The organism is Paraburkholderia fungorum (assembly GCF_046027215.1).
Classification (GTDB): Bacteria; Pseudomonadota; Gammaproteobacteria; order Burkholderiales; family Burkholderiaceae; genus Paraburkholderia; species Paraburkholderia fungorum_D.
Window position 1 is genome coordinate 654,840 of the sequence record NZ_JAQQEN010000003.1, and the last position, 21,464, is coordinate 676,303.

Here is a 21,464-nt window from a genome sequence, read left to right on the forward strand (position 1 = left end):
CTCCGGTTCACTGCCAGTCGCGGCGGCCCGACGTTCGAAAAATATTCGATGGAGATAGACGTGAGCGCTCATCTAGCAACTCACTGTGATTCGAGCATGCGGAATAATCCTTATCCGCGACTCGAAGAGCTCAACGTCAACGACGCGGTCACGATCGAGGTTATCGAGAGAGGAAAACGTTTCGTAGATCGGGGCATTCCGGTACTTATCCTCGGCGAAACCGGAACCGGGAAGGAATTGTTGGCGCGAGCGCTACATGCTTACAGCACTCGACGCGATGCAGCCTTCGTAGCGCTAAATTGTGCGTCGATTCCTGATACCTTGATTGAAAGTGAGCTGTTCGGTTATACGCGAGGGGCCTTTTCCGGCGCGCTGACTGCTGGTATGAAAGGGAAGCTGATTCAAGCGAACGGCGGCACGCTGCTTCTCGACGAGATTGGCGATATGCCTGCGGCGCAGCAAACACGGTTGCTGAGAGCGTTATCCGAACGCGAGGTCACACCGCTCGGTGCTGCATCGCCAACTGCGATCAATTTCCAACTGATCTGTGCAACGCATCAAGACCTCAGCCTTCTTGTGGAGGACGGTCGTTTCCGGGCCGATTTATTTTATCGGATCGCGGTGGGCGTCCTGCGCCTGCCCGCACTTCGGGAACGTAGTGACCTAGTGAAACTGATTGAGCGCATCACTAACGAGGAAGCGGACGACCACGTCGACCAAGTGACCTTCGAGGACGATGCTCTCGGCGTTCTGATGTCATGCGAGTGGCCCGGCAATCTTAGGCAGCTCCGAGCCGCCCTTCGCTACGCGTGTGCGGTCATGAAGGATTCGACAATCCGCGTCGAAGATCTCCCCCGCGAGTTGATGAACGTGCGCGCATTCTCGGCCACACGGCAACGCATAGGACAGACCCTTTCCCAGATCGACGATTGCGTTAAGCCAGACCAACGCGACCGGGTTCTTGAGGTTCTGGCTAACAAGCGCTGGAACATCTCCGCAGCAGCGAAAGACCTTGGAATCTGTCGATCGTCACTGTATCGGCAATTGAAATCGCTTGGTATCCCGCACGTGCGCGACGCCGGGCACGACTTACTGAACGCGCGGGAAAATCGCGCTTTGTCAATTTGGGGGGGACCCGCCATCGCAAGCTGAACTTCGCGTCATTCCGAGCACCTCGATTTAACGGCCACCTCAATTTAGAAAAAGCCGGAACACCGGCCGGTCTCAGGAGACAATCATGCATCAGATGAGCAGACGTTCCTTCCTGCAAGGGATTTCACTTGCGGCAGCCGCACCTGCGCTGTCATTGATTTCAACGCGAGCCAGTGCCGCGGAATTTACCCTTAGATACGCCAATAACCTGCCGGCGACGCATCCAATGAACGTGCGTGCGAAAGAAATGGCATCACGCGTCCTTGCCGAATCAAAGGGGCGCGTCGATATTCAGGTATTTCCAAGTAATCAACTCGGCAGTGACACTGATACGCTTTCTCAACTTCGCTCAGGAGCCGTCGATTTCTTCACACTGTCACCACTGATCCTCGGCACTTTTGTACCAGCGGCGCAGATCAGCGGCATCGGCTTCGCCTTCAAAAACTATGATGAGGTGTGGAAGGCCCTCGACGGTGACCTCGGCGCACATGTGAGAGCGAAGATCGGAACTACGTCGATTTTCGCGTTCGAGAAGATCTGGAACGGCGGATTCAGGCAGATCACCACATCGAGGCGCCCGGTCGACCAGCCCAAGGATCTGCAAGGCCTGAAGCTAAGAGTTCCGCCGAGCCCCTTGTGGACCTCAATGTTCAAAGATCTGGGGACGTCCCCGGCAAGTGTCAATTTCGCCGAGGTCTATTCCGCATTGCAAACTCACGTCGTGGAGGGGCAAGAAAATCCTCTATCGATTATTTACACGGCGAAGCTTTACGAGGTTCAGAAATTCTGCGCGTTGAGCAACCACATGTGGGATGGGTTTTGGTTCCTTGCTAATAAAGACTCATTCTCACGTCTGCCAAATGAGCTTCAAAAAATCGTTGCCGACGCGATCAATGACGCGGGCGTCAAGCAACGACAAGACGTCCAGCAGCTTGATAAAACACTCCGGGCCAAACTCGACTCCGCTGGACTAAGGTTTAATGAAATCGATACGGATGCATTTCGCAAACAGCTGAAATTGTCTGGGTTCTATACGGATTGGCGTAGCAAGTTTGGCGCTGAAACGTGGGATCTACTCGAAAGGTACACCGGAACGCTGGGGTGAGATATGCAAACCGTTCGACATCTATCTGCGCACGCGACGCTTTCCGAGCATCGTCACTCCTTTAGCGCTGCACGCACCGCAGTACGTCTCATCGAGGTTCTCGCAGTAGTGTTTCTGGCAGCCGAAGTTTTGATCCTGCTTTGCGGGGTGGTCTGGCGTTATGCCTTGAACTCCCCACTGATCTGGTCAGATGAACTTGCTTCGTGTCTGTTCAGCTGGCTAGCAATGATCGGCAGTGTTTTAGCGCTCATTCGCGGCGAGCACATGAAAATGACAGCTGTCGTCAAGCGATGGAGCCCGGCCGTGCAGGATTGGGCAGAGAGCGTCTCGTCACTAATTGTCTGCGTCTTTGTAGCGATGGTCATGCTCCCTGCAGGACAGCACGCGGTAGGGCAAATGGAGATCACCACACCTGCGCTAAATATACCTGACGGACTTCGAGCTTTCGCGTTGCCTTTCGGGGCAGCATTGATGTTTCTGCTGGCGGTGGCAAAGGCGTTCAGCTTGGGAAGTTTTCGACGTACGGCATGGGCAATCGTGACAGTGGCTATTGTCGCAGCGATCCTTTGGGTGTCCGCGCCTGCGTTGATCGCGATGGGCAACCTAAATCTGCTGGTGTTCTTTGTTGCCTTGGTCGGCGGCGCGATTGTACTTGGCACACCGATCGCCTTCGCTTTTGGGATCGCTACAGTTAGCTACTTGGCACTTGTTACCCATGCGCCGCTTGCGATCGTCGTGAGCAGAATGGACGAAGGGATGGCGAACCTAGTTCTGCTGGCCGTTCCGGTGTTCGTGCTGCTGGGAGCGATGCTCGAACTTAGTGGTATGGCTCGAGCACTGATCAATTTCATGTGCTCACTCCTTGGCCACGTCCGCGGTGGGCTGCAGTACGTCCTGCTAGGAGCAATCTTCCTTGTCTCCGGCATCTCGGGTTCCAAGGCCGCGGATATGGCTGCGGTTGCTCCCGCACTGTTCCCTGAGATGCGGAAGCGTGGATCCGACCCGGAGGAACTGGCGGCGCTCCTCAGTGTTTCTGGCGCGATGACAGAGACTATCCCCCCAAGCCTTGTTCTGATCACCATTGGAGCGGTGTGTGGCGTTTCCATCAACGCTCTGTTTGTCGGAGGACTCATGCCGGCGGTTGTCGCCACTGTGACGATTGCCTTGGTTTGCTGGTTACGGGCACGTCATGAGCAGCCGACGCACGATCAGCGGGCACCTGTCAAACAGATTCTTCGTACGTTTGCTATCGCATTGCCCGCTCTGCTGCTCCCCATCCTGATCCGCGTGGCAGTGATCGAAGGTATCGCAACCGCGACGGAGGTGTCGACAATTGGCGTCGCGTACACGTTGGTCGCCGCAGTCATTGCTCGCTTGTGCGGCAAGCCGGTTGAATTACGCCGGCTCTACGGGATGTGTGTGGATGCGGCCGCGCTTTCAGGCGCCATCTTGCTAATCATCGGTCTAGCCACGTCTATGGCGTGGGCGCTCACGCGTTCTGGGTTTTCGTCGCAACTCGTTTCCCTCATGCAATCCGTCCCTGGAGGAACGATCGGTTTCTTGCTCGTGACGATCGCTTGCTTTGCGATTCTTGGCAGCGTTCTGGAAGGTATTCCGGCGATCGTGCTCTTTGGACCGCTTCTTTTTCCGGTGGCCAGAGCAATGCAGATTAGTGACGTGCATTACGCGATGGTTGTGATCCTCGCCATGGGCGTGGGCCTCTTCGCCCCGCCCTTTGGCGTCGGCTTCTATGCCGCTTGTGCAATCGGCAAGGTATCTCCTGATGGCGTAAGCAGACGTGTATGGCCTTACATGCTTGCGCTTCTCGTTGCACTCGTGCTTGTTACCTTCATTCCATGGATTTCCACCGGCTTTCTTGGTGCCACACCAAACTATTAATCGATAACGGAGCATTTGATGAATGACACCACTTGCGTTGATCTGCCCGTGGTAGCTCATGCGCCCCAACGGAGCAACGGTAGGGTCGCCCTCGTAACCGGAGGCGCGATGGGGATTGGCGCTGCCATTGTTGAGCGGCTCGCAACCGACGGTTTTACAGTCGTCGTAGCTGATCGAGACGTGCCTGCGGCGGAGGAGACGGCTCGAAAGTGCCGTAGCACGGGGTTGCGAGCGTTGGCGATGAGTGTGGACGTCGGGAGCAGCTCGTCCATCGCATCGCTGTTCGAGAGCATTGCCGCCGAGCTCGGTCGCTGCGATGTGCTTGTGAACAACGCCGGTATCGCAAAGACGTATGCCTTTTGCGAGTACCCGATCGATCATTGGCGTGCGGTAATGGAGATCAACGTCAACGGACCGATGTTTTTGACTCAGGAAGCAGCACAGCATATGAAGAAGGAGCGCTGGGGCCGCGTCATTAACATTGCGTCTGTGAGCGGGTTGCGTGCAAGCGCCGGTCGTGCGGCTTACGGCACCTCGAAGTCGGCGGTGATAGGCCTTACGCGGCAGGCGGCGATCGAGCTCGCTGAGTTTGGGATTACAGCCAATGCAATCGCGCCCGGACCGATTGAAACGCCCATGGTTGCGACGCTGCACTCACAAGTCACACGCGACAACTATCTTCGGGCTGTGCCTATGGGCCGGTACGGTGCTCCGGCCGAGATCGCCAGCGTTGTTTCGTTTCTTGCATCAGAGGATGCATCTTACGTTACGGGTCAAACGCTGGCCGTCGATGGCGGATTCATTGCAGCCGGCGTACTTGAAATTTGAACAGGGCCTGTTCGTCGTTTTAGTGCGGTAAGACAATTGAAGGGAACGCAGATGGATTCTGCAAGAATGTCTTTGCAATGCCTATGCGCTGGTCAGCATATCGACGACCGCCATTTCGGTTCTTCATCCGCAAATACTTCATCATTGCGTGTGAGATCGACCTGCCTGCGATGCAGGCAGTCGTTACGTCACGCCAACCGCGATCAGCTGGGTTTGCTCTCTTACCCACTGGGTGGCAGCAGATTCCGGAGCAGGCGAAAGCGCTCAGCATTCCTGAAGCTCCAGTCGGAAATCCGCGGGCGGCAAATGTACCGCCGCTTCGGACATAGCCCGGACGATCATTAACTTGACCAGATTTGAACAGGCCGCACCGACCGGACCATCGATTGTAGTCAGTGACGGCTGGTTAATGTAGCAAGGAGCCGAAGCTGCGACGCAACTGACCTTGCCCCGGTTTGACGAATCCCATAACCGAGGATGTTATGCGGCCTTGCCTTGCTGTGCTGCGAACCAGTTCTGCTCGAAAGTCATTGGGCTAACGTAGTTGAGCGTCGAGTGTAACCGGCGTGCATTGTAAAAGCCCAGCCAGTCAATTACCTCGTCCATTGCGGCACGCCGCGTGGCAAAGTGCCTGCCGTGCATACGTGCTACCTTGAGCGAACCCCACAGACTTTCGGTAGGCGCGTTATCCCAACAATCGCCGCGCCGGCTCATCGACGAACGCATGCCATAGGCCTTCAACGTGTCCTGAAACAGGCCGCTGCAATACTGGCTGCCCCGGTCGCTATGCACAATTACACCGGCTGTGAACGGCTGTGAGAAACCGACACTAAACGGCGGCGTCAATCAGAGATACGGAATGGTCCAGCTCTGCTGAGCGGTTTGGGAATGGTTGGCGCGAAGAGCAGGAAGCGGTACCGGGTGCGTCGGAAGGAGCCCGTAGGGCGAGTGCAGACGCACCCGACGCGGCTCGTTTCAGGAAGTGGTGACGCTCAGGTCGAGATGCGGTAGAAGAAGGGATACCGCCGAAGAAACAGGCCCGACACCGGCTCAAACCGCCAAGTTCACTCCGATGTCGAGCCCCACACGCGCATGGGGCACGGGTGCCGGTCCAGTATGGCACGGTCCATTAGTCCCGTCGATAGCGTTTCGGCATTGACGGGGATTGCCGATGCCGGCCACCGGCCGCCTGTTTGTGTGCGCCCGCTGCCGGGCGCAGGTCATCGTTTGCCGCCGTTGCGACCGCGGCCAGATCTACTGCGACGGTGACTGTTCTGAGCTCGCCCGTCAGGCCAGCATGCGCGTGGCCGGCCAGCGCTATCAGCGAAGTCGTCACGGCCGCTTCGCGCATGCCGAACGGATGCGCCGCTATCGCAGCCGCCAGAATAAAGTGACGCATCAGGGTTCCGCTGTACCTGCCGCCGATGCTCTACTGGCAACGACTTCGACGACGTCGGCGGCAACAGCGGCGGTGTCCGCCACCGCCCCAGTTGTGCCTGAGCGTTGCCATTTCTGCCACTGCGTCTGTCCGGACTTCGTGCGCCTCGGGCCACTACGCCGTCGGGTCTTCCGTGATGTTCGTACTACTACCTACTACACAGGAAGTGACCCATGACCATTGGAGTTGAACTCGAGGCGCAAATCCTGCGCTACTACCACGTCGAGAAGTGGCGCTGCGGCACCATCGCACGGCAGTTGCACGTGCACCGTGGCACGGTCCAGCGCGTGCTGGCGCAGGCCGGTCTGCCCCGCGTCGGCGGGATGCTCAGACCTTCGCAGATCGATGCCTACCTGCCGTTTATCCATGACACGCTCAAGAGGTTTCCGTCGCTCACGGCCAGCCGGCTGTACGCGATGGTCACCGAGCGCGGCTACCGTGGCAACCTTCATCATTTCCGGCATCTGATCGCGTTACACCGCCCGCGTCCTGCACCAGAGGCTTATCTGCGGCTGCGCACCTTGCCCGGAGAGCAAGGCCAGGTTGACTTGGGCCCATTTCGATCACCTGCAGATCGGGCGTGCGCGCCGGCCGCTGATGGCCTTCGTCATGGTCCTGTCGTGGTCGCGGCAGATCTATCTGCGCTTCTTCCTCGATGCCCGCATGGACAGCTTCCTGGCGGGCCACGCCGGCGCGTTTGCGGCGTGGTCGGGATTGCCAAGGATCCTCCTCTACGACAATCTCAGGAGCGCTGTGCTCGAGCGTCAGGGTGATGCGATCCGCTTCAACCCGACGCTTCTGGCGTTCGCCGCTCATCATCGCTTCGAGCCCCGTCCCGTGGCAGTGGCCAGAGGAAACGAGTATGGTGTGGTAAAAAAAATGTGCTGGTCGATAACCAACGAGGCCAAGGCAGCGTCTTTGCGGAAATCGAACAGCACATATTATTCGGCTACAGGGTGCGGAGGAAGGCCATCAGGTCGGGCTGATCACGCCATTGTTTTTGTACTTCGGCATTGCCTTGCACTTCGCATGTCGCCAGCGCCCGCGCCTTTGTTTCCAGGTTGATCTCGGCATAGATGTTGGTCGTCTCCAACGACACGTGCCCAAGCCAGCCGCGTATCGTATTGATGTCGACACCGGCCTGCAGTAGTAGCGAAGCGGTTGTATGCCGAATCACATGTGGGTGCACATTCTTGCCGGCGAGTGACGGCGCGCTGGCTGCAGCACGAATAGCGCAGCGCTTCACCAGAGCATGAATGCCGGAGCGCGTCATCGTCTGGTGGAACCGGTTGAGGAACACAGGTTCGGCGGCGGCCCTGCCTTCAGTCTGTGAGCGCAACGCCTCGATTGTGGATTTCCAGAGCGGGCAGCGGCGATGTTTGTTCCCCTTGCCGACGATGCTGGCCGAACGCGTGTGCCAGTCAATGTCGCCAATCCTGAGCTGCGCGGCTTCGCTTGCACGCGCTCCTGAATTAAACATGAAGAGCAGTAACGCATGTTCGCGCTGCCCCTGTGCTGTATTCATGTCAGAGGCTGCGAGCAGGGCGTCCATTTCCTGCCTGCTAAGGTAGCTGATCTCCGGCCGACTGGTTCTCTTGACGGGAATCAGATGAATCTGTGCCCACCATTCGACGTATTCCGGTGCATGTTCGCCGATGAAACGAGCCAGCGCATGGATGCCGCCGAGCCGCTGATTTCGTGTGCTGACCATACAGTGGCGCTGTTCTTCCATGTGCGTCAGGAACAGGCGGACCATTTGCGCGGAGAGATCATCAACGCTCAGGCGGTCGATCCGTTTGTCGACCTTGGCGGCCAGATACGGAAGCAACAGCATGAGCATGTCGCGGTAACTTTTTTGCGTATTGATGGCAAGGTTACGTTCGCCCACCAGATACTCGATCAGGAACCGCCGGATCCACGGACCCAGCAGAGATGAGTTATTCATGATGCACCTCAAGGAAGTAAGTTTCAAAGCGCGTGCCCGCTTCATTCAGCAACTCGGGCGTCAGAGTGAGGTAGCGCTGGGTGCTCGCGAGATCGATGTGGCCGAGATAGGTGGCCAGTTGCGGTAACAACAGTTGCAACTCCACGCCACCGCGATACCAGGCGATTAGCCGGTGCACTGCGCCTGAGTGCCGCAAATCATGCAGCCTCGGCTGGCAGGACGCACAGCCTTCGCGTTGGATGTTTGCCAGGGCGCGCTGTCGCTGAAAGGCCTTGCACACAGCTTTCTGGGTCACAGGGCGACCATCGCGGAAACAGAAGAACGGCGCAGCCGGTGCCTGCCCAAATCTCTGGTTGCGTTGCCGGGCATAGGTTCGCATCGCACTATTCAGATCTGCGCCTAGCGGAACCAGCCTCGATTTATAGAATTTGCTCTCGTGCACATGCAGGACGGCTTCGTCGAGATTGACGTCCTGCATGGTTAGCCGCAAGGCTTCGCCATGGCGCAGGCAAGCGCCATACAGAATCAGAATGAGTGCACGCAAAACATATGCATCCAGCAGACCGTATGGACTGCATGCCGCCGGAGCCACGTCGAGCAGGTGCTTTAATTCCTGCTGCGAATAGATATAGGGTATCAGCGGTGGCGGCAATTCCGGACTGTAGGGAGAAAGTGGAGAAGCCGAGACATGCCCACGCGAGAGGGCAAAACGAAACAGGCAGTCAAGTACCGACCTTCTCTTGCGCCAATGGTTAGTCAGCGGCCTGTTGCCAGTCAGGAAGTCATGTACATGCCTGAGCGTGACCGACGTCACATCAATGTTGCCATCAACCCGGCGGCAGAATGAGGCAAGCGTGGCCGCTTCGGAATCAAAGCGCATGCCCAACGCCCGTTTGTGGCTCACGTATTGGGCGACAACTTCGGAGAGCGTCATAGCAAACTCCCCAGATCGATTTCGGCCACACGCCTCAGTCCGCTCAGGTCAACCTTCGCATAGGTTCTCGTCGACGAAGCGCTGCGATGGCCGAGATGATCGCCGATCTCCTTCAGGGCAAAACCAGCATCGAGTAAGTGCCGGGCATTGGCATGCCTCAGGCAATGTGCGCCACGCCGCGGGATGTCGATGCCAAGCACTGCGAGACGCGATCGGACAATGTCGCTTACGCGCGCAGGTGACAACGGTCGGATCGGCGCCTCAACCGACAGGAACAGCTCACGATGAGCGCTTCGTGGACGCGCCTCCTTCAAGTAACGCAGAATGGCATTCCCAACTGTTGCCACCAGCGGATATTGCTGTGTGCAACGCTGCTTGGGACGATGGACATGAAGGATCTCGCCGCACCAGTCTATATCCTCCAGACGGAGCAGTACCACCTCGCCGCGCCTCAGTCCGTAGACAACCAGCAGCATGATCATCGCACGGTTGCGTAGATCGATCGCACTGTCGCCGACAAAACTGGCGACGAATCTTTGCACGTCATCCCAATCTGGCCCGAGCGGCAAACCCTCCTCCCTATACACCACGGGTGCTTCAATGCCGCACGCAACGTTGGTGGCCCAGCCTTGTCCTTCTGCATACCGGAAGAAATTGCGCAGCGTGCTCGCAAGCGCGTGCAATGACACTCTGGACCAGCCATGGTTGCCCTGGTACGCGAGGTAGGTGTCGACGTCGTGGATAGTGAGAGCATCAATTGCCCTGTCAGGGCGGCAGACCATCGCCAGAAAATGACCGATCTCATCACGACAGTTTGAAATCGTAGCAGGAGAGAGTCCTCGCTGGTCGCGCATGAAATCGACGTAGTGTTCGACATAGCAAACAAATGGTTCTCTCGTGGGATGCCGTTCCTCCAGACGCCCCAGAAAACACAGCCAGGCCGTGGCGGTATGGATGAACAGAAGCCGCGAGCTGCGGGACTCGTTCGTGCGCTCACTTCGAACGAGACGAATCCGGTGGTCAACCGCAAACGCGATTTCCTCGTGCGTTATTAACCGCGGGCGGGACAGATCCATGCTCTGCGAAAAAACCAGCAGGACCCACGCGATCTTGCGGATCGACTTAGGCGGATAACCCAGTTCCTGACAATGTACGAGGAAGCGTTTCCTGGATTCCACGCAGGGTGCGAGCGTGTGGGCAGCAAGAACATGCGGACGCGTAAAGAGAGTCTCAAACATGATATTCCCCCAATGTTGATCAGTGGAATATCAGTATCAGCCTGAAATTATGTCGCCATAGACGCGTCAACCTGACAGGCAATACAGGGTCATTAAGAGGCACCGCGACATTTTTTTTACCACACCATACTCGTGATTATGGGCTCGAGCCCATAAAAACGAGAAGGGACGCGTCGAAAGAGCTATCAGATATGTACGCGAGAGTTTCTTTGCCGCGCGCAAGTTCGCCGATCTCGACGATCTGAACATCCAGGCCGCGCAATGGTGCGCGGGCATGGCGGCCGATCGTCCCTGCCGGGAAGAGCCCACGATCACGGTGCGCGAAGCCTTCGCCCGCGAGCAGCCCAGCCTGCTTACGTTACCGGAGAATCCGTACCCCTGCGAACTGCAACTGGCCGTGAAGGTCGGCAAGCAGCCGTATGTACGCTTCGACCTGAATGACTACACGATCCCGCATACCCACGTGCGGCGCGTGCTTACGGTCCGGGCCGATCCCCGGCAGGTGCGCATTCTCGAGGGCGCCGATTTGCTTGCGACTCATGTGCGTAGCTACGATCGCGGCGCGCAGATCGAGATTGCCGCGCACATCGACGCCCTCGTTGCACGCAAACGTGAAGCCCGTCACCATCGCGGCCTCGATCATCTCGCCCGCGCAGCGCCGGCCAGTCACACACTCATGCTGCGCGCGGCTGAACGCGGCGCCAATCTCGGCAATATCACTGCCCACCTGCTGCGGCTGCTTGACCGTTATGGTGCAGCCGAACTGCAGGCGGCGATCGAGGAAACGCTCGCCAGCGATGCCGCGCCTCACCAGAATCCGGTGCGTCTGGCGCTGGAGCGTCGGCGCGAGTCGCGCCAGGTACCGCCGCCAGTGGCGGTGAACCTGCCCGAGCACGTGCGTAGCAAGGACACGCTGGTGACCCCTCACCGGCTCGACATCTACGACCAGATAACGGGAGGTACTGATGAGCTCGCCTGAGAACCTGCAGGAGCGCGCGAACGCCCTGCGCCTGTACGGGCTGCTGGCGCATTGGCCGGATCTCACTGACGCCAGCTGGGTTGCGCCGCTGCTGCAGTGGGAAGAAGACGAGCGTGCCCGCCGTTCGCTCGAGCGACGCATCCGCGACGCCCATCTGGGCAGCTTCAAGCCGCTGTGCGACTTTGACTGGGCCTGGCCCACGCGCTGCGACCGGGGCGCCGTCGAAGAACTGATGTCGCTCGAGTTCGTCAGGGACACCGCCAACGTCGTACTGATCGGCCCGAACGGCGTGGGCAAGTCGACCCTGGCGCTGAACCTCGCCTACCAGGCGCTCGTCAACGGGCACACGGCGCTGTTCACAACTGCTGGCCAGATGCTCGGTGAGCTCGCCGCGCTTGACAGTGACTCAGCGTTACGCCGGCGGCTGCACCGGTATGCCACGCCTGACGTGCTCGTAATTGACGAGGTCGGATACCTGTCCTACTCGAATCGCCACGCCGACCTGCTGTTCGAGCTGATCAGCCGCCGGTATGGCGCAGCGAGCACCGTGGTCACCACAAACCGGCCGTTCGCAGAATGGTCGGAGGTGTTTCCGAACGCCGCCTGCGTCGTCTCGCTGGTTGACCGGCTGGTGCATCGCGCCGAAGTCGTCGCGATCGAAGGCGAGTCCTACCGGGTGAAGGAGGCACGTGAACGGGCCGAGCAGCGCGCAAAGAAACGCAGCGCGGCACGCATGGAGAAGAAATCATGAAGCGCCTTCACCTGCCTTCGGGCAACACTCACGGGCTCGACTTCCTGATCCCGGACAACTGGTCCGCCGATCAGGCGCTCGCCGTCGTCGAACTCATCGACGATCTACGCGAGCGTATCGCCGCGCACTACCAGATTCCGCTCAATGACCTGCTGCACGACCAGCGCGCGCCTCCCGAGAATCCCCACCCTCGCAACATCGACGATCCATTCTGACGACCATCACCCAACAACAGCGGGCCATAACCGCTCCCTATTGTTGACGCTTTTACTCAACCTTGCGCCGCCATCTAGTGGCGCTTTTACGCCGCCGCTAACACCGGCTTCAGGGCGGCGCCGGAACCACGCCATGCGCAATGCGTCCGTGACCAGTTCAGCCTTCATGTGCGGCTGCATCGACCAGCCCACCACCTGCCTGCTAAACAGGTCGATGATGACCGCGAGGTACACCCAGCCTTCGGCTGTCGCCAGATACGTGATGTCGGTCGTCCAGACCTGGTTCGGTGCGTTAGCGGTGAAGTTGCGCTCCAACAGATTCGGCGCCACTGGCAAATCGTGGTTTGAGTTCGTCGTCGCGATGTACTTGCGCTTGTGGCGGGCTCGAATGCCATGCCGCGCCATCAGCTTGCGAACCCGCTCTTTGCCCACGCCCACGCCATGCGTGAGCAGTTCCTTCCACATGCGAGGCCAGCCGTACTCGCCCTTGACCTGCGTGTGAATCGCCTTGATGTGCGCAAGCAGTGCGTCGTCACTCAGGCGGCCTCGGTGCGGCTTGGCCTGTGCGGTGCGTTGCCGACGCTGATGATATCCGCTGGGACTGACTTCCAGCACTTCGCATAGCACCGAGACAGGCCAGTGGCGTCGATTGCACCCGATGAACGCGTACTTCACATCGACTCCCTGGCGAAGTACGCGGCCGCTTTTTTTAAAATATCCCGCTCCATCTTCAGCCGAGCCACTTCGGCACGCAGCCGCGCCAGTTCCATCTGTTCCGGGCTCACAGGCCTCGCGCCTGCTCCCGCCAGTTTGCCTTCCCGGTCAGCCTTTACCCAGTTGTACAGCGTCTGTTCGACCACACCGAGTGTCGCCGCCACCGCTGCCATGCTTTGCCCGGCCTTGACCAGCCGCGCCGCTTCCAGCTTGAACTCGAGCGTGTACTGCGCTCGCTTTGCCTTGCTCGTCATCGTTCATCTCCTTGCTTGAGTTTACCTGCTCAGCAAGGGATTCGTTTTTCGGGGGCAAGCTCAGTGCTACTGAATGCTGTGACAGCAAAAGGTACGTTCGAACTACTTGGAACGGCCCCGTCGAAAACCGGACACGAGGTAACGCTTAAAATTTAAGGTAGTCTTCCGCCTATGTTTAAGCCTAACTCCAATGTAGAGCCCATTGAGGTTCTGACCCAGCCGGAACAGCGCCGGCGCCGCTCTGTCGAGGAGAAACTCGCGATAGTGCGCGAGACCTTCGAACCCGGGGCGAGCGTTTCCGGAGTAGCTCGTCGCCATCAGGTGAATGCGAACCAGGTGTTTGCCTGGCGCAAGCTTTATCAGGATGGAAGCCTTTCAGCGGTGAGTGCCGGAGAACAGGTGGTGCCAGCTTCCGACCTTGTCGAAGCGATGAAGCAGATTCGCGAACTCCAGCGGCTGCTGGGCAAGAAGACGATGGAGGTGGAAATCCTTCGCGAAGCAGTGGAGTACGGCCGGGCAAAAAAATTGATTGCGCGCTCACCATTGCTGCCGGGGGACGACCGTTGAAGACGGTCTGTGAAGTCCTGGGTGTGTCGCGCTCTAATCTTGCGGTCAAATCGAAGCGCCCCGCTGAGTGGGTTGACCAGCGCAGGATGCCGGTTCTGGACGACATGCCGCTGGTCACCGAGCTTCGAGGACTGGTCACCGACTTGCCCACCTACGGTTACCGGCGTGTGTGGGCACTGTTGCGACGAAACCGGGAGACGCAGGCTCAACCTCGCGTTAATGCAAAGCGGGTTTATCGGGTCATGCGCACGCACGGCCTGCTGCTGGAGGGCCGACCTCGTCATCCACAGTCAGGGCGCCGGCACGAGGGCAAGGTCGCGGTGGAGCGAAGCAACGCGCGCTGGTGCTCGGATGGCTTTGAATTCCGTTGCGATGACGGCTCGCCATTGCGCGTCGTATTTGCCTTGGACTGCTGCGACCGCGAGGCCATGAGCTGGGTGGCAAGCACCGGGGGCTACACCGGTGACATGGTGCGTGACGTGATGCTTCAGGCCGTCGAGAGCCGCTTCCATGGAGCGCTAAAAACCGATAGCGAAATCGAGTGGCTTAGCGACAACGGTTCCTGCTACATTGCCGACGAGACGCTGACGTTCTCGCGGGCAATCGGCCTGAAACCCATCACGACACCTGTCCGAAGTCCGCAGAGCAACGGAATGGCCGAGAGCTTTGTCAAAACGATGAAGCGCGACTACGTTTCGTGGATGCCCAAGCCTGACGCGACGACGGCGCTGCAGAACCTGGCCATCGCGTTCGGCCACTACAATGAATTGCATCCGCACAGCGCCCTGAAATACCGCTCGCCACGCGAATTCCGCCAGCAAGCAAACTCACCAACCTAAGCGTGACCACGTGTCCGGTTATGCAGGGGCAAGTCCACTACTTTCGCGGTTGAGCGTGGCGAGACGTGCAGACATAAGCCTGCTGGAAAAGGCTGCGCCGCAAGAATCCAGCCCTCAGTTGTGGCAGAAAACCCGTTGCGAGACCGACCTGCCCTGCTTCCATCGCGTCCCTGAGATTCACTGCGCTGTTGCGCAGCTTGCTCACAGAAACCCCGCGTGTGAGGGCTAGCAGTGGGTTTCAGCTTGAATGGTTCTTCAAACATCCTGGATGCCGGCAGAATCCTAACGGCATCCATCGCGAATGAAATGAGTCATTCTCGATTAACCAAGCCGCTGCAATTTCGTAATCGGTATAACGTCCCGGCCAAGTTGACTCGCGAACTTGCCGATTTCATCTCCAAAATGCGCCGCCTTGCGCTAGATTTGTCGTTGCTCTCCCGCAACAAAACCGCTCGAATCGAATCGCATATTTGCTGCCGTGCAGGTAATTGCACCGTAATAGACCTCACGTTCAGGCTTCAAACGCGACGACTCCTAAGACTAAAAAACTAGGGCTACTCCGCGCCGGCCGAGCCTGTTGCCGCGCGGCGGGATGCGGCTCGCAAGTGAATACTTTCAGTCAGCCTTCATTGATGCAAAAAAATGAAAACAGCGTTGTTCTTCCTGCGATAGGTTTACATATTTTGTCCGCGTCCAATACATCGAAGTAGCTGCAATACAAGCGGTCTGCTAGCGGCCTCAGTAAATTGCCTCCCGCCGATTTCGCGTGTTTGTCCGGCCGTCGGTTGTGGTCGCATGTCACGAAAGCGCAACTGTTTTTGCAGTCCGTTTGCGGTTCTATCCGTTTTTATCGTGGATCTGCCTTACATTCCTGGAGATTAGAATGAAACTCAGCAAGCCCTATCTGATTTCGCTGACCGCATTAGCTGCGGCCGGTAGCGCCCACGCTCAGAGCAGCGTCACTCTGTACGGAACGATCGACACTTCCTTAACGTTTGTCCATAACGCTACCGCGACTGGTAAAAATCTGTGGTCCCTTGGAAACAGTAGTGGTGGTGACCTTTCCGGCACGCGCTGGGGCCTCAAGGGACAAGAGGATCTCGGCGCCGGACTGAAGGCTATTTTCCAGCTGGAGAACGGTTTCAACCCTACGACGGGCGCACTCGCGCAGGGTGGTCGCGAATTCGGTCGCCAGGCGTTCGTCGGACTGGCAAGCGACCAGTACGGCACATTCACGCTCGGTCGTCAGTACGACCCGCTCGTCGACCTAGTTCAAGGCATTACCGAAGACAACTACTTGGGGAGTGCCTTTGCGACCGTCGGCGACGTAGACAACTATGACAACAGTTCGCGCACCAGCAATGCAATCAAGTATGTGTCCCCGGCATATGCAGGCCTGCAGGTAGAAGGCATGTACGCATTAGGCGGCGTTGCTGGCCAGACTGGTTCCGGTCAAACGTGGTCAGTAGCGGCAGCGTATAACAATGGCCCGGTCTCTGTCGCCGCTGGCTATTTTGTAGCGGACAACGCGGCAGGGACAGCCGCACAACGAACAACTTGGGGTGGCACCTCAGACGGCACCTTCGACGGCTCGCTGGTTAATCTCGGCTACCAAAGCGCGAAGTCGATCAACATCGCCAGAGTTGCCGCTCAATACGTTGCCGGTCCGTTCACATTCGGTGCCGGATATAGCAACGCACAATACAAGTCGGACTCGCAATCGGTGTTCGCTTCTACCGAGAAGTTCAACACGGGACAAGGTTTCGTGAACTACCAGGCGACGCCTGCCCTGCTTGTCGGCGTTGGCTATAGCTATACGAAGTCAAGCGGCGACACAGGCGCGACGTATCATCAGGTCTCGCTGGGTGCGGACTTCAACTTGTCTAAACGTACGGACGTTTATCTGGTCGGTGCATGGCAGCACGCCAGTGGCCAAACACTTAACGCCGACGGTACCGGCGTAGTCAGTGCGCAGGCTTCGATCGGTTCGTACGGCTATCCGGGCACCAACACGCAAGAGCTTGTTAGCCTCGGACTGCGTCACAAGTTCTAATTTTTGTCTGCCGTAGGAAAAGCGCTAGTGCGCTTTTCGCATGTTCTTTCGAGGCCCGTCCCGCGCGACGGGCTTTTCTTTATCCGAATTCTGTCGCTGGCTGCGATCAGATCAACTGCGCAATCAGGACAATCGAGCACTCTGCCTTGTGCTTATTTCAACTCGTTGTCGCCCTCGCAATAGGCCGTCGTTACAACTGGGAAATCCGCACTCGCCATTGCACCTCCAGGCGGCAACCCGTGAGAGTCTGTTTTGAGGAAAGTACGGGAACCTCAGGGGTGCGCCGCAACCGTCCGCCTACGACCGTCCGTGAAAGCGTGTTGATATCGAACAGCTAAAGGCAGCGCGTTGAGTTCAGGCGGTGTCGACGTAGATCAGGTCGGCAACGACCCATGGCTGAAATTCGTCAACGTGGTTGATTTCCGCCCGCTTAGGGTTTTGTCCCCTTCTCAGATTACCTACACAGAAGATCCAAAATCGAAACAGAAATTTCATTACTGAAATACCAAAACCGCTTCGCCACTCCTGACAGTCATTATAAAACAATGACTTAGACTACTTTCTTAAAAGTGGCCCGGTATTTGCGGTTGTCCAATGGTCACATTCGGAGCCAGGAGGTCGCGCCGGGTCGCGCTGCGAACGCAGCGGCATTGAACCTTCGCGATACGACTATGCGCAATGGCACGCGCAGAGACGCCCTTCCGACGGTACAGACGCGCACCGCTCTCAACAATACTCGTGGCGATCACGTGTCCGACACCGACTTCTGTGCGCTGCTCGCCGCAAATCAGTAACGATCAAACCGGAGATGAGTGGATCATGAGCCAGGCAGAAAGCAAAACGCCCGCTAACGGGACATTTAAACCCAAAAAGTCGGTTGCGCTGTCGGGAGTAACTGCCGGCAACACGGCGCTGTGCACAGTGGGACGTACAGGTAACGATCTGCACTATCGCGGCTATAACATTCTTGACCTCGCGCGCGCATGCGAGTTCGAAGAAATCGCGTACCTGTTGGTGCACGAGAAGCTGCCGACACAGTCGGAGCTCGTCGCATACAAGACGAAGCTCAAATCACTGCGCGGCCTGCCTGCGAACGTCATGGCCATACTCGAGTGCTTGCCGGCCGCGGCGCATCCGATGGATGTTATGCGCACGGGCGTTTCGGCGCTCGGCACGGTTCTACCCGAGAAGGATGACCACAACATCTCGGGCTCGAAGGATATCGCAGACCGCCTGATGGCTTCTCTCGGGTCGATGTTGCTGTACTGGTATCACTATTCGCACAGTGGCCAACGCATCGAGGTCTTAACCGATGACGATTCAATCGGCGGGCACTTCTTACATCTGCTACACGGTGCGGAGCCGTCAAAGTCGTGGGTGGATGCGATGCACGTTTCGCTGAACTTGTACGCGGAGCACGAATTCAACGCATCAACGTTCACAAGCCGCGTGATCGCGGGCACTGGCGCGGACTTCTACTCGGCGATCACGGGTGCAATCGGCGCGCTGCGAGGGCCGAAACATGGTGGCGCAAACGAAGCAGCTTTCGAAATCCAGTCGCGCTATCAAACCCCGGATGAGGCCGAAGCCGATGTCAAGAGGCGTGTCGCGGCCAAGGAGGTAGTTATTGGGTTCGGGCACCCCGTGTATACGATCTCCGATCCGCGCAACGTTGTTATCAAGAACGTTGCGAAAGAACTGTCGGTGGAAGCGTCAAACATGAGAATGTTCGACATCGCCGAGCGCCTTGAACAAGTCATGTGGGAAGCAAAGAACATGTTCCCCAACCTCGACTGGTTCAGCGCCGTGTCGTATCACATGATGGGCGTACCGACGGCGATGTTCACGCCACTATTTGTGATCTCGCGTACCGCAGGTTGGGCCGCGCATATCGTCGAACAGCGTACCGACAACAAGATCATTCGTCCGAGCGCAAATTATATCGGCCCCGATGACCTTCCTTTTGTCCCGATCTCCAAGCGTTAGTCGTGAGAGAGGAATAGGTGACTGTATCCGGGCAACTGTCCCTGATGGTCATTATCCCTCCCCCACGGCTTGAGCACACAGTTCGCCATCCTTTGAACGCCACAGGATATAAAGATTCAAGGTGCCGTTCACAAGTCATGCAGGATTGTCGTAGCAGCCAATTGAGACTGTTCATTTTTAGAGGATATTACGATGACTGAAAACTCCGTTCTGGGAAACGCGAACGATAGCACGCTGGATCAAAACATCGACGCACTACCGAGCAGCGCCAAAGCGCAAAGACCGCCTCTGATCCAGGAGCGTGCATGCTGGAGTTGGTCTTCGGGGCATTTCGACTGGATGGATAATAGCCGCCCCTTCGTGCTGACGGATACTGCGTCGTATTGAGGTCAGCGGCAATGCATGTTTGCCGGAGGAAATGATCGCCTCGCAGGCTGCGCAAGCGGTGTTGCAGCGATCGGTGGCGCTCCGGTGTACGAAGTTTCCCCTAACAGTTCAAGGTAACGGTATGCGAATGATCCTCTTAGGCGCACCAGGTGCAGGCAAGGGCACACAGGCAAACTTTATCAGACAAAAATTCGGCATTCCGCAGATCTCCACAGGTGACATGTTGCGTGCGGCGGTTGCCGCCGGCTCGCATCTCGGCGTCGAAGCGAAGCGATATATGGATGCCGGCGAGCTGGTTCCAGACGCGCTCATTCTCAATCTTGTGAAAGAACGACTGTTGCAGCCTGACTGCGCGAGCGGTTATCTGTTCGACGGTTTTCCTCGCACCTTGCCGCAGGCTGAAGCGATGAAGCAGGCAAACGTTGCAATCGACTACGTTTTGGAGATCGACGTCCCATTCGATGAAATCATCACGCGCATGAGTGGTCGCCGTGTGCATCCAACATCCGGCCGCACGTATCACATCACGTTCAACCCACCTACGAACAGTATGTTCGACGATGTCACTGGTGAGCCACTCATCCAACGCGACGACGACAAGGAAGAAACCGTGAAAAAGCGCCTTGATGTCTACGTTGCGCAGACGAAGCCGCTGATCCAGTACTACCAGGAATGGGCTCAAAGTGGCGAGTGCAACAGGCTGAAGCCGCCGGAGTACCGAAAAATCCTCGGCCTCGGCAGTATAGACGGGATCAGCGAAGCAATCGCTCGCTCGCTGAAAGAATAGCCCGCCGGCCCAGTAAGACGTTAAAACGCCGTGTTCGCCGCAATTCGAACCAGTCGGTATGCCAGAGACACGATCCGCCTGGCATACGACGCTGCCGCCTTGCCTCAGATAAGTGCGTTGCCCGCATTGGCCTACCCTCAGACCGTTGTAGTCTCGTATCTGAGGTGGCGAACGGTCTTCGAGCAGGGTGTTGAACTCGAAGTGCTGGCGCAAAAACCGGAGAAACCGGTACGCTCCCCGGCGCGTATGCGCAATCCACTCAGCGAGCACAGCGTTGCGCCGGCTCAAATCAGCGTGTTACCGGCAACGTTTCGCATCAGTCTGTGATGTGGGGACGTCAGTTTCGTGCGGTGCGCTTCAATTTGTGCTCCGGGCGCATGGAAGCGGCAGCTGCGAGATGTTTCTCAAGGCGCCCCGCTTCATCTTGCAACTGTCGCCCGATCTCCTGTTGACGGTCTCGCTGCAGTCGCGACTCAACCGCGGCGATTGTAAGGGCTCCCACGACATCTCCGGACGGCGAGCGAACCGCAGCAGCGACTCCCCAAGAGCCGCTAACAACCTGCCCCTCGTTGACCGAATATCCCCTCTCCCGTGTGAGCGCAACTTCCCTCCGTAGCATTGGCACAGAAAACTTCGGATATGCCGTCCTCAGCTGCTCGGCGTTTATCAGAAGGCAGCGTTCAACTTCAGCGTCGTCCATAGCGGCGAGCATAGCAAGGCTGCCTGCGCCGACCCCGAGCGGGTGTCTGGTTCCAGGTTGTAGGACATGCGTCTTGAGCGGGAAGTCTCCGTCTTCTCGCAGAACACAAACGGCAAACACGTCGCTGCGAATCGAGAAGAAGGCCGAGTCTCCCGATGAGCGTGCGAGGCGCGCCACAGCGTCAGCCGCTTCGCGACCTAACCCGAAGCGTTCGTTCGCGATGCTGCCCAAGACATAGCATTCTCGTCCGACGAAATATCGCAACGATCCCGGATCCTGCTCGACCATTCCTTCAGCGATCAGCGCAAGCACCAACCGATGGACGGTAGGCTTGTTAAGATTTGTATCGCGCACTAGTTGCGCGAGATTGATGCCAGCGCTTCTCGTCCTCGCGACCGCTCGCAAAACACGCAGGGCGCGAGACACCGCCTGCGCTCCAGGCACAGCTTCCATCACGTCACCTCCAGTTCTTGGCTCGATCCATATTATGGCACCATGATTAACCAAATATACGGATTTCAGGCCATGATTTAGCGGGATTGCCTGCCTACAACCAACAAATCGCACAGGTCGCGGCGACCATAGGTCCATTATACGAACCCATACAAAAATCAACCAATGAATCGCTCACCCGGTGTCGTAAGTTAGAACTTTGTTTCATTGATTCGCCGCTCCTTCTAAATGGCGAAGTGC

At 57.8% G+C, this 21,464-nt stretch carries 18 protein-coding genes and 2 pseudogenes; 13 read left to right on the forward strand and 7 right to left on the reverse strand.

What is annotated here, in order from left to right:
- Positions 1-60 precede the first annotated feature (60 nt).
- From PQR27_RS38775 to PQR27_RS38790, 4 genes are all read left to right on the forward strand, one after another.
- On the forward strand, positions 61-1,152 hold the full coding sequence (locus PQR27_RS38775) for a sigma-54-dependent Fis family transcriptional regulator (protein ID WP_408528918.1): 1,092 nt from the start codon (positions 61-63) through the stop codon (positions 1,150-1,152).
- 85 nt (positions 1,153-1,237) lie between these two features.
- On the forward strand, positions 1,238-2,257 hold the full coding sequence (locus tag PQR27_RS38780) for a TRAP transporter substrate-binding protein (RefSeq protein ID WP_408528919.1): 1,020 nt from the start codon (positions 1,238-1,240) through the stop codon (positions 2,255-2,257).
- 3 nt (positions 2,258-2,260) lie between these two features.
- Entirely contained in the window at positions 2,261-4,156 is a 1,896-nt protein-coding gene (locus tag PQR27_RS38785; protein WP_408528920.1) for a TRAP transporter large permease, read from the forward strand.
- An 18-nt stretch (positions 4,157-4,174) separates the two neighbouring features.
- Positions 4,175-4,984, forward strand: coding sequence for an SDR family NAD(P)-dependent oxidoreductase (locus tag PQR27_RS38790; RefSeq protein ID WP_408528921.1), 810 nt, complete (start codon positions 4,175-4,177; stop codon positions 4,982-4,984).
- Between the two features lie 480 nt (positions 4,985-5,464).
- Here the strand turns inward: PQR27_RS38790 and PQR27_RS38795 are convergent.
- Together PQR27_RS38795 and PQR27_RS38800 are read right to left on the reverse strand one after the other, a co-directional pair.
- Positions 5,465-5,788 (reverse strand): annotated as a pseudogene (locus PQR27_RS38795) (integrase core domain-containing protein); the annotation flags it as partial.
- A 325-nt stretch (positions 5,789-6,113) separates the two neighbouring features.
- The gene (locus PQR27_RS38800; RefSeq protein WP_168788274.1) at positions 6,114-6,383 is read right to left on the reverse strand and encodes a hypothetical protein; all 270 of its coding nucleotides are present in this window, start codon (positions 6,381-6,383) and stop codon (positions 6,114-6,116) included.
- 212 nt (positions 6,384-6,595) lie between these two features.
- On the opposite strand from PQR27_RS38800, the gene PQR27_RS38805 reads away from it, so the two are divergent.
- Positions 6,596-7,195 (forward strand): hypothetical protein, encoded by a 600-nt coding sequence (locus PQR27_RS38805; protein WP_459251669.1) that lies wholly within the window; start codon positions 6,596-6,598, stop codon positions 7,193-7,195.
- A 176-nt stretch (positions 7,196-7,371) separates the two neighbouring features.
- Here the strand turns inward: PQR27_RS38805 and PQR27_RS38810 are convergent, their stop codons facing one another.
- The 3 genes from PQR27_RS38810 to PQR27_RS38820 are packed head-to-tail and all read right to left on the reverse strand — an operon-like array spanning position 7,372 to position 10,539.
- Positions 7,372-8,367 (reverse strand): tyrosine-type recombinase/integrase, encoded by a 996-nt coding sequence (locus PQR27_RS38810; protein ID WP_063500947.1) that lies wholly within the window; start codon positions 8,365-8,367, stop codon positions 7,372-7,374.
- A complete protein-coding gene (locus tag PQR27_RS38815) occupies positions 8,360-9,301 on the reverse strand; it encodes a tyrosine-type recombinase/integrase (RefSeq protein WP_408522924.1) in 942 nt (313 codons plus the stop codon). Before PQR27_RS38815 ends, PQR27_RS38810 begins: the two co-directional genes overlap by 8 nt.
- The gene (locus PQR27_RS38820; protein WP_046564875.1) at positions 9,298-10,539 is read right to left on the reverse strand and encodes a tyrosine-type recombinase/integrase; all 1,242 of its coding nucleotides are present in this window, start codon (positions 10,537-10,539) and stop codon (positions 9,298-9,300) included. Before PQR27_RS38820 ends, PQR27_RS38815 begins: the two co-directional genes overlap by 4 nt.
- 274 nt (positions 10,540-10,813) lie before the next feature.
- Between PQR27_RS38820 and PQR27_RS38825 the strand changes: the two genes are divergently transcribed.
- The 3 genes from PQR27_RS38825 to PQR27_RS38835 are packed head-to-tail and all read left to right on the forward strand — an operon-like array spanning position 10,814 to position 12,484.
- Positions 10,814-11,518: a Mu transposase domain-containing protein gene (locus PQR27_RS38825; protein WP_408528922.1), complete on the forward strand. Its 705-nt coding sequence runs from the start codon at positions 10,814-10,816 to the stop codon at positions 11,516-11,518.
- Positions 11,505-12,269 (forward strand): IS21-like element helper ATPase IstB, encoded by a 765-nt coding sequence (istB, locus tag PQR27_RS38830; protein ID WP_168788269.1) that lies wholly within the window; start codon positions 11,505-11,507, stop codon positions 12,267-12,269. The genes PQR27_RS38825 and istB overlap by 14 nt, the downstream gene beginning before the upstream one ends.
- On the forward strand, positions 12,266-12,484 hold the full coding sequence (locus tag PQR27_RS38835; protein WP_168788268.1) for a hypothetical protein: 219 nt from the start codon (positions 12,266-12,268) through the stop codon (positions 12,482-12,484). Before istB ends, PQR27_RS38835 begins: the two co-directional genes overlap by 4 nt.
- A gap of 99 nt (positions 12,485-12,583) precedes the next feature.
- On the opposite strand, the pseudogene PQR27_RS38840 reads toward PQR27_RS38835, so the two are convergent.
- Positions 12,584-13,452 (reverse strand): annotated as a pseudogene (locus tag PQR27_RS38840) (IS3 family transposase); the annotation flags it as partial.
- 201 nt (positions 13,453-13,653) lie between these two features.
- On the opposite strand from PQR27_RS38840, the gene PQR27_RS38845 reads away from it, so the two are divergent.
- From PQR27_RS38845 to adk, 5 genes are all read left to right on the forward strand, one after another.
- A protein-coding gene (locus PQR27_RS38845) for an IS3 family transposase (RefSeq protein WP_408528311.1) occupies positions 13,654-14,858 on the forward strand; the annotation gives its coding sequence in 2 pieces (ribosomal slippage) (positions 13,654-13,978 and positions 13,978-14,858; 1,206 coding nt in all).
- An 883-nt stretch (positions 14,859-15,741) separates the two neighbouring features.
- Entirely contained in the window at positions 15,742-16,911 is a 1,170-nt protein-coding gene (locus tag PQR27_RS38850; RefSeq protein WP_408528923.1) for a porin, read from the forward strand.
- Positions 16,912-17,730: 819 nt separating this feature from the next.
- Complete coding sequence (prpC, locus tag PQR27_RS38855) at positions 17,731-18,897, forward strand: bifunctional 2-methylcitrate synthase/citrate synthase (RefSeq protein ID WP_408528924.1); 1,167 nt, start codon at positions 17,731-17,733, stop codon at positions 18,895-18,897.
- A gap of 192 nt (positions 18,898-19,089) precedes the next feature.
- The gene (locus PQR27_RS38860) at positions 19,090-19,284 is read left to right on the forward strand and encodes a hypothetical protein (protein ID WP_408528925.1); all 195 of its coding nucleotides are present in this window, start codon (positions 19,090-19,092) and stop codon (positions 19,282-19,284) included.
- Between the two features lie 121 nt (positions 19,285-19,405).
- On the forward strand, positions 19,406-20,071 hold the full coding sequence (gene adk, locus PQR27_RS38865; protein ID WP_408528988.1) for an adenylate kinase: 666 nt from the start codon (positions 19,406-19,408) through the stop codon (positions 20,069-20,071).
- A 337-nt stretch (positions 20,072-20,408) separates the two neighbouring features.
- Here the strand turns inward: adk and PQR27_RS38870 are convergent, their stop codons facing one another.
- Entirely contained in the window at positions 20,409-21,224 is an 816-nt protein-coding gene (locus PQR27_RS38870) for an IclR family transcriptional regulator (protein ID WP_408528926.1), read from the reverse strand.
- Positions 21,225-21,464: the final 240 nt, after the last annotated feature.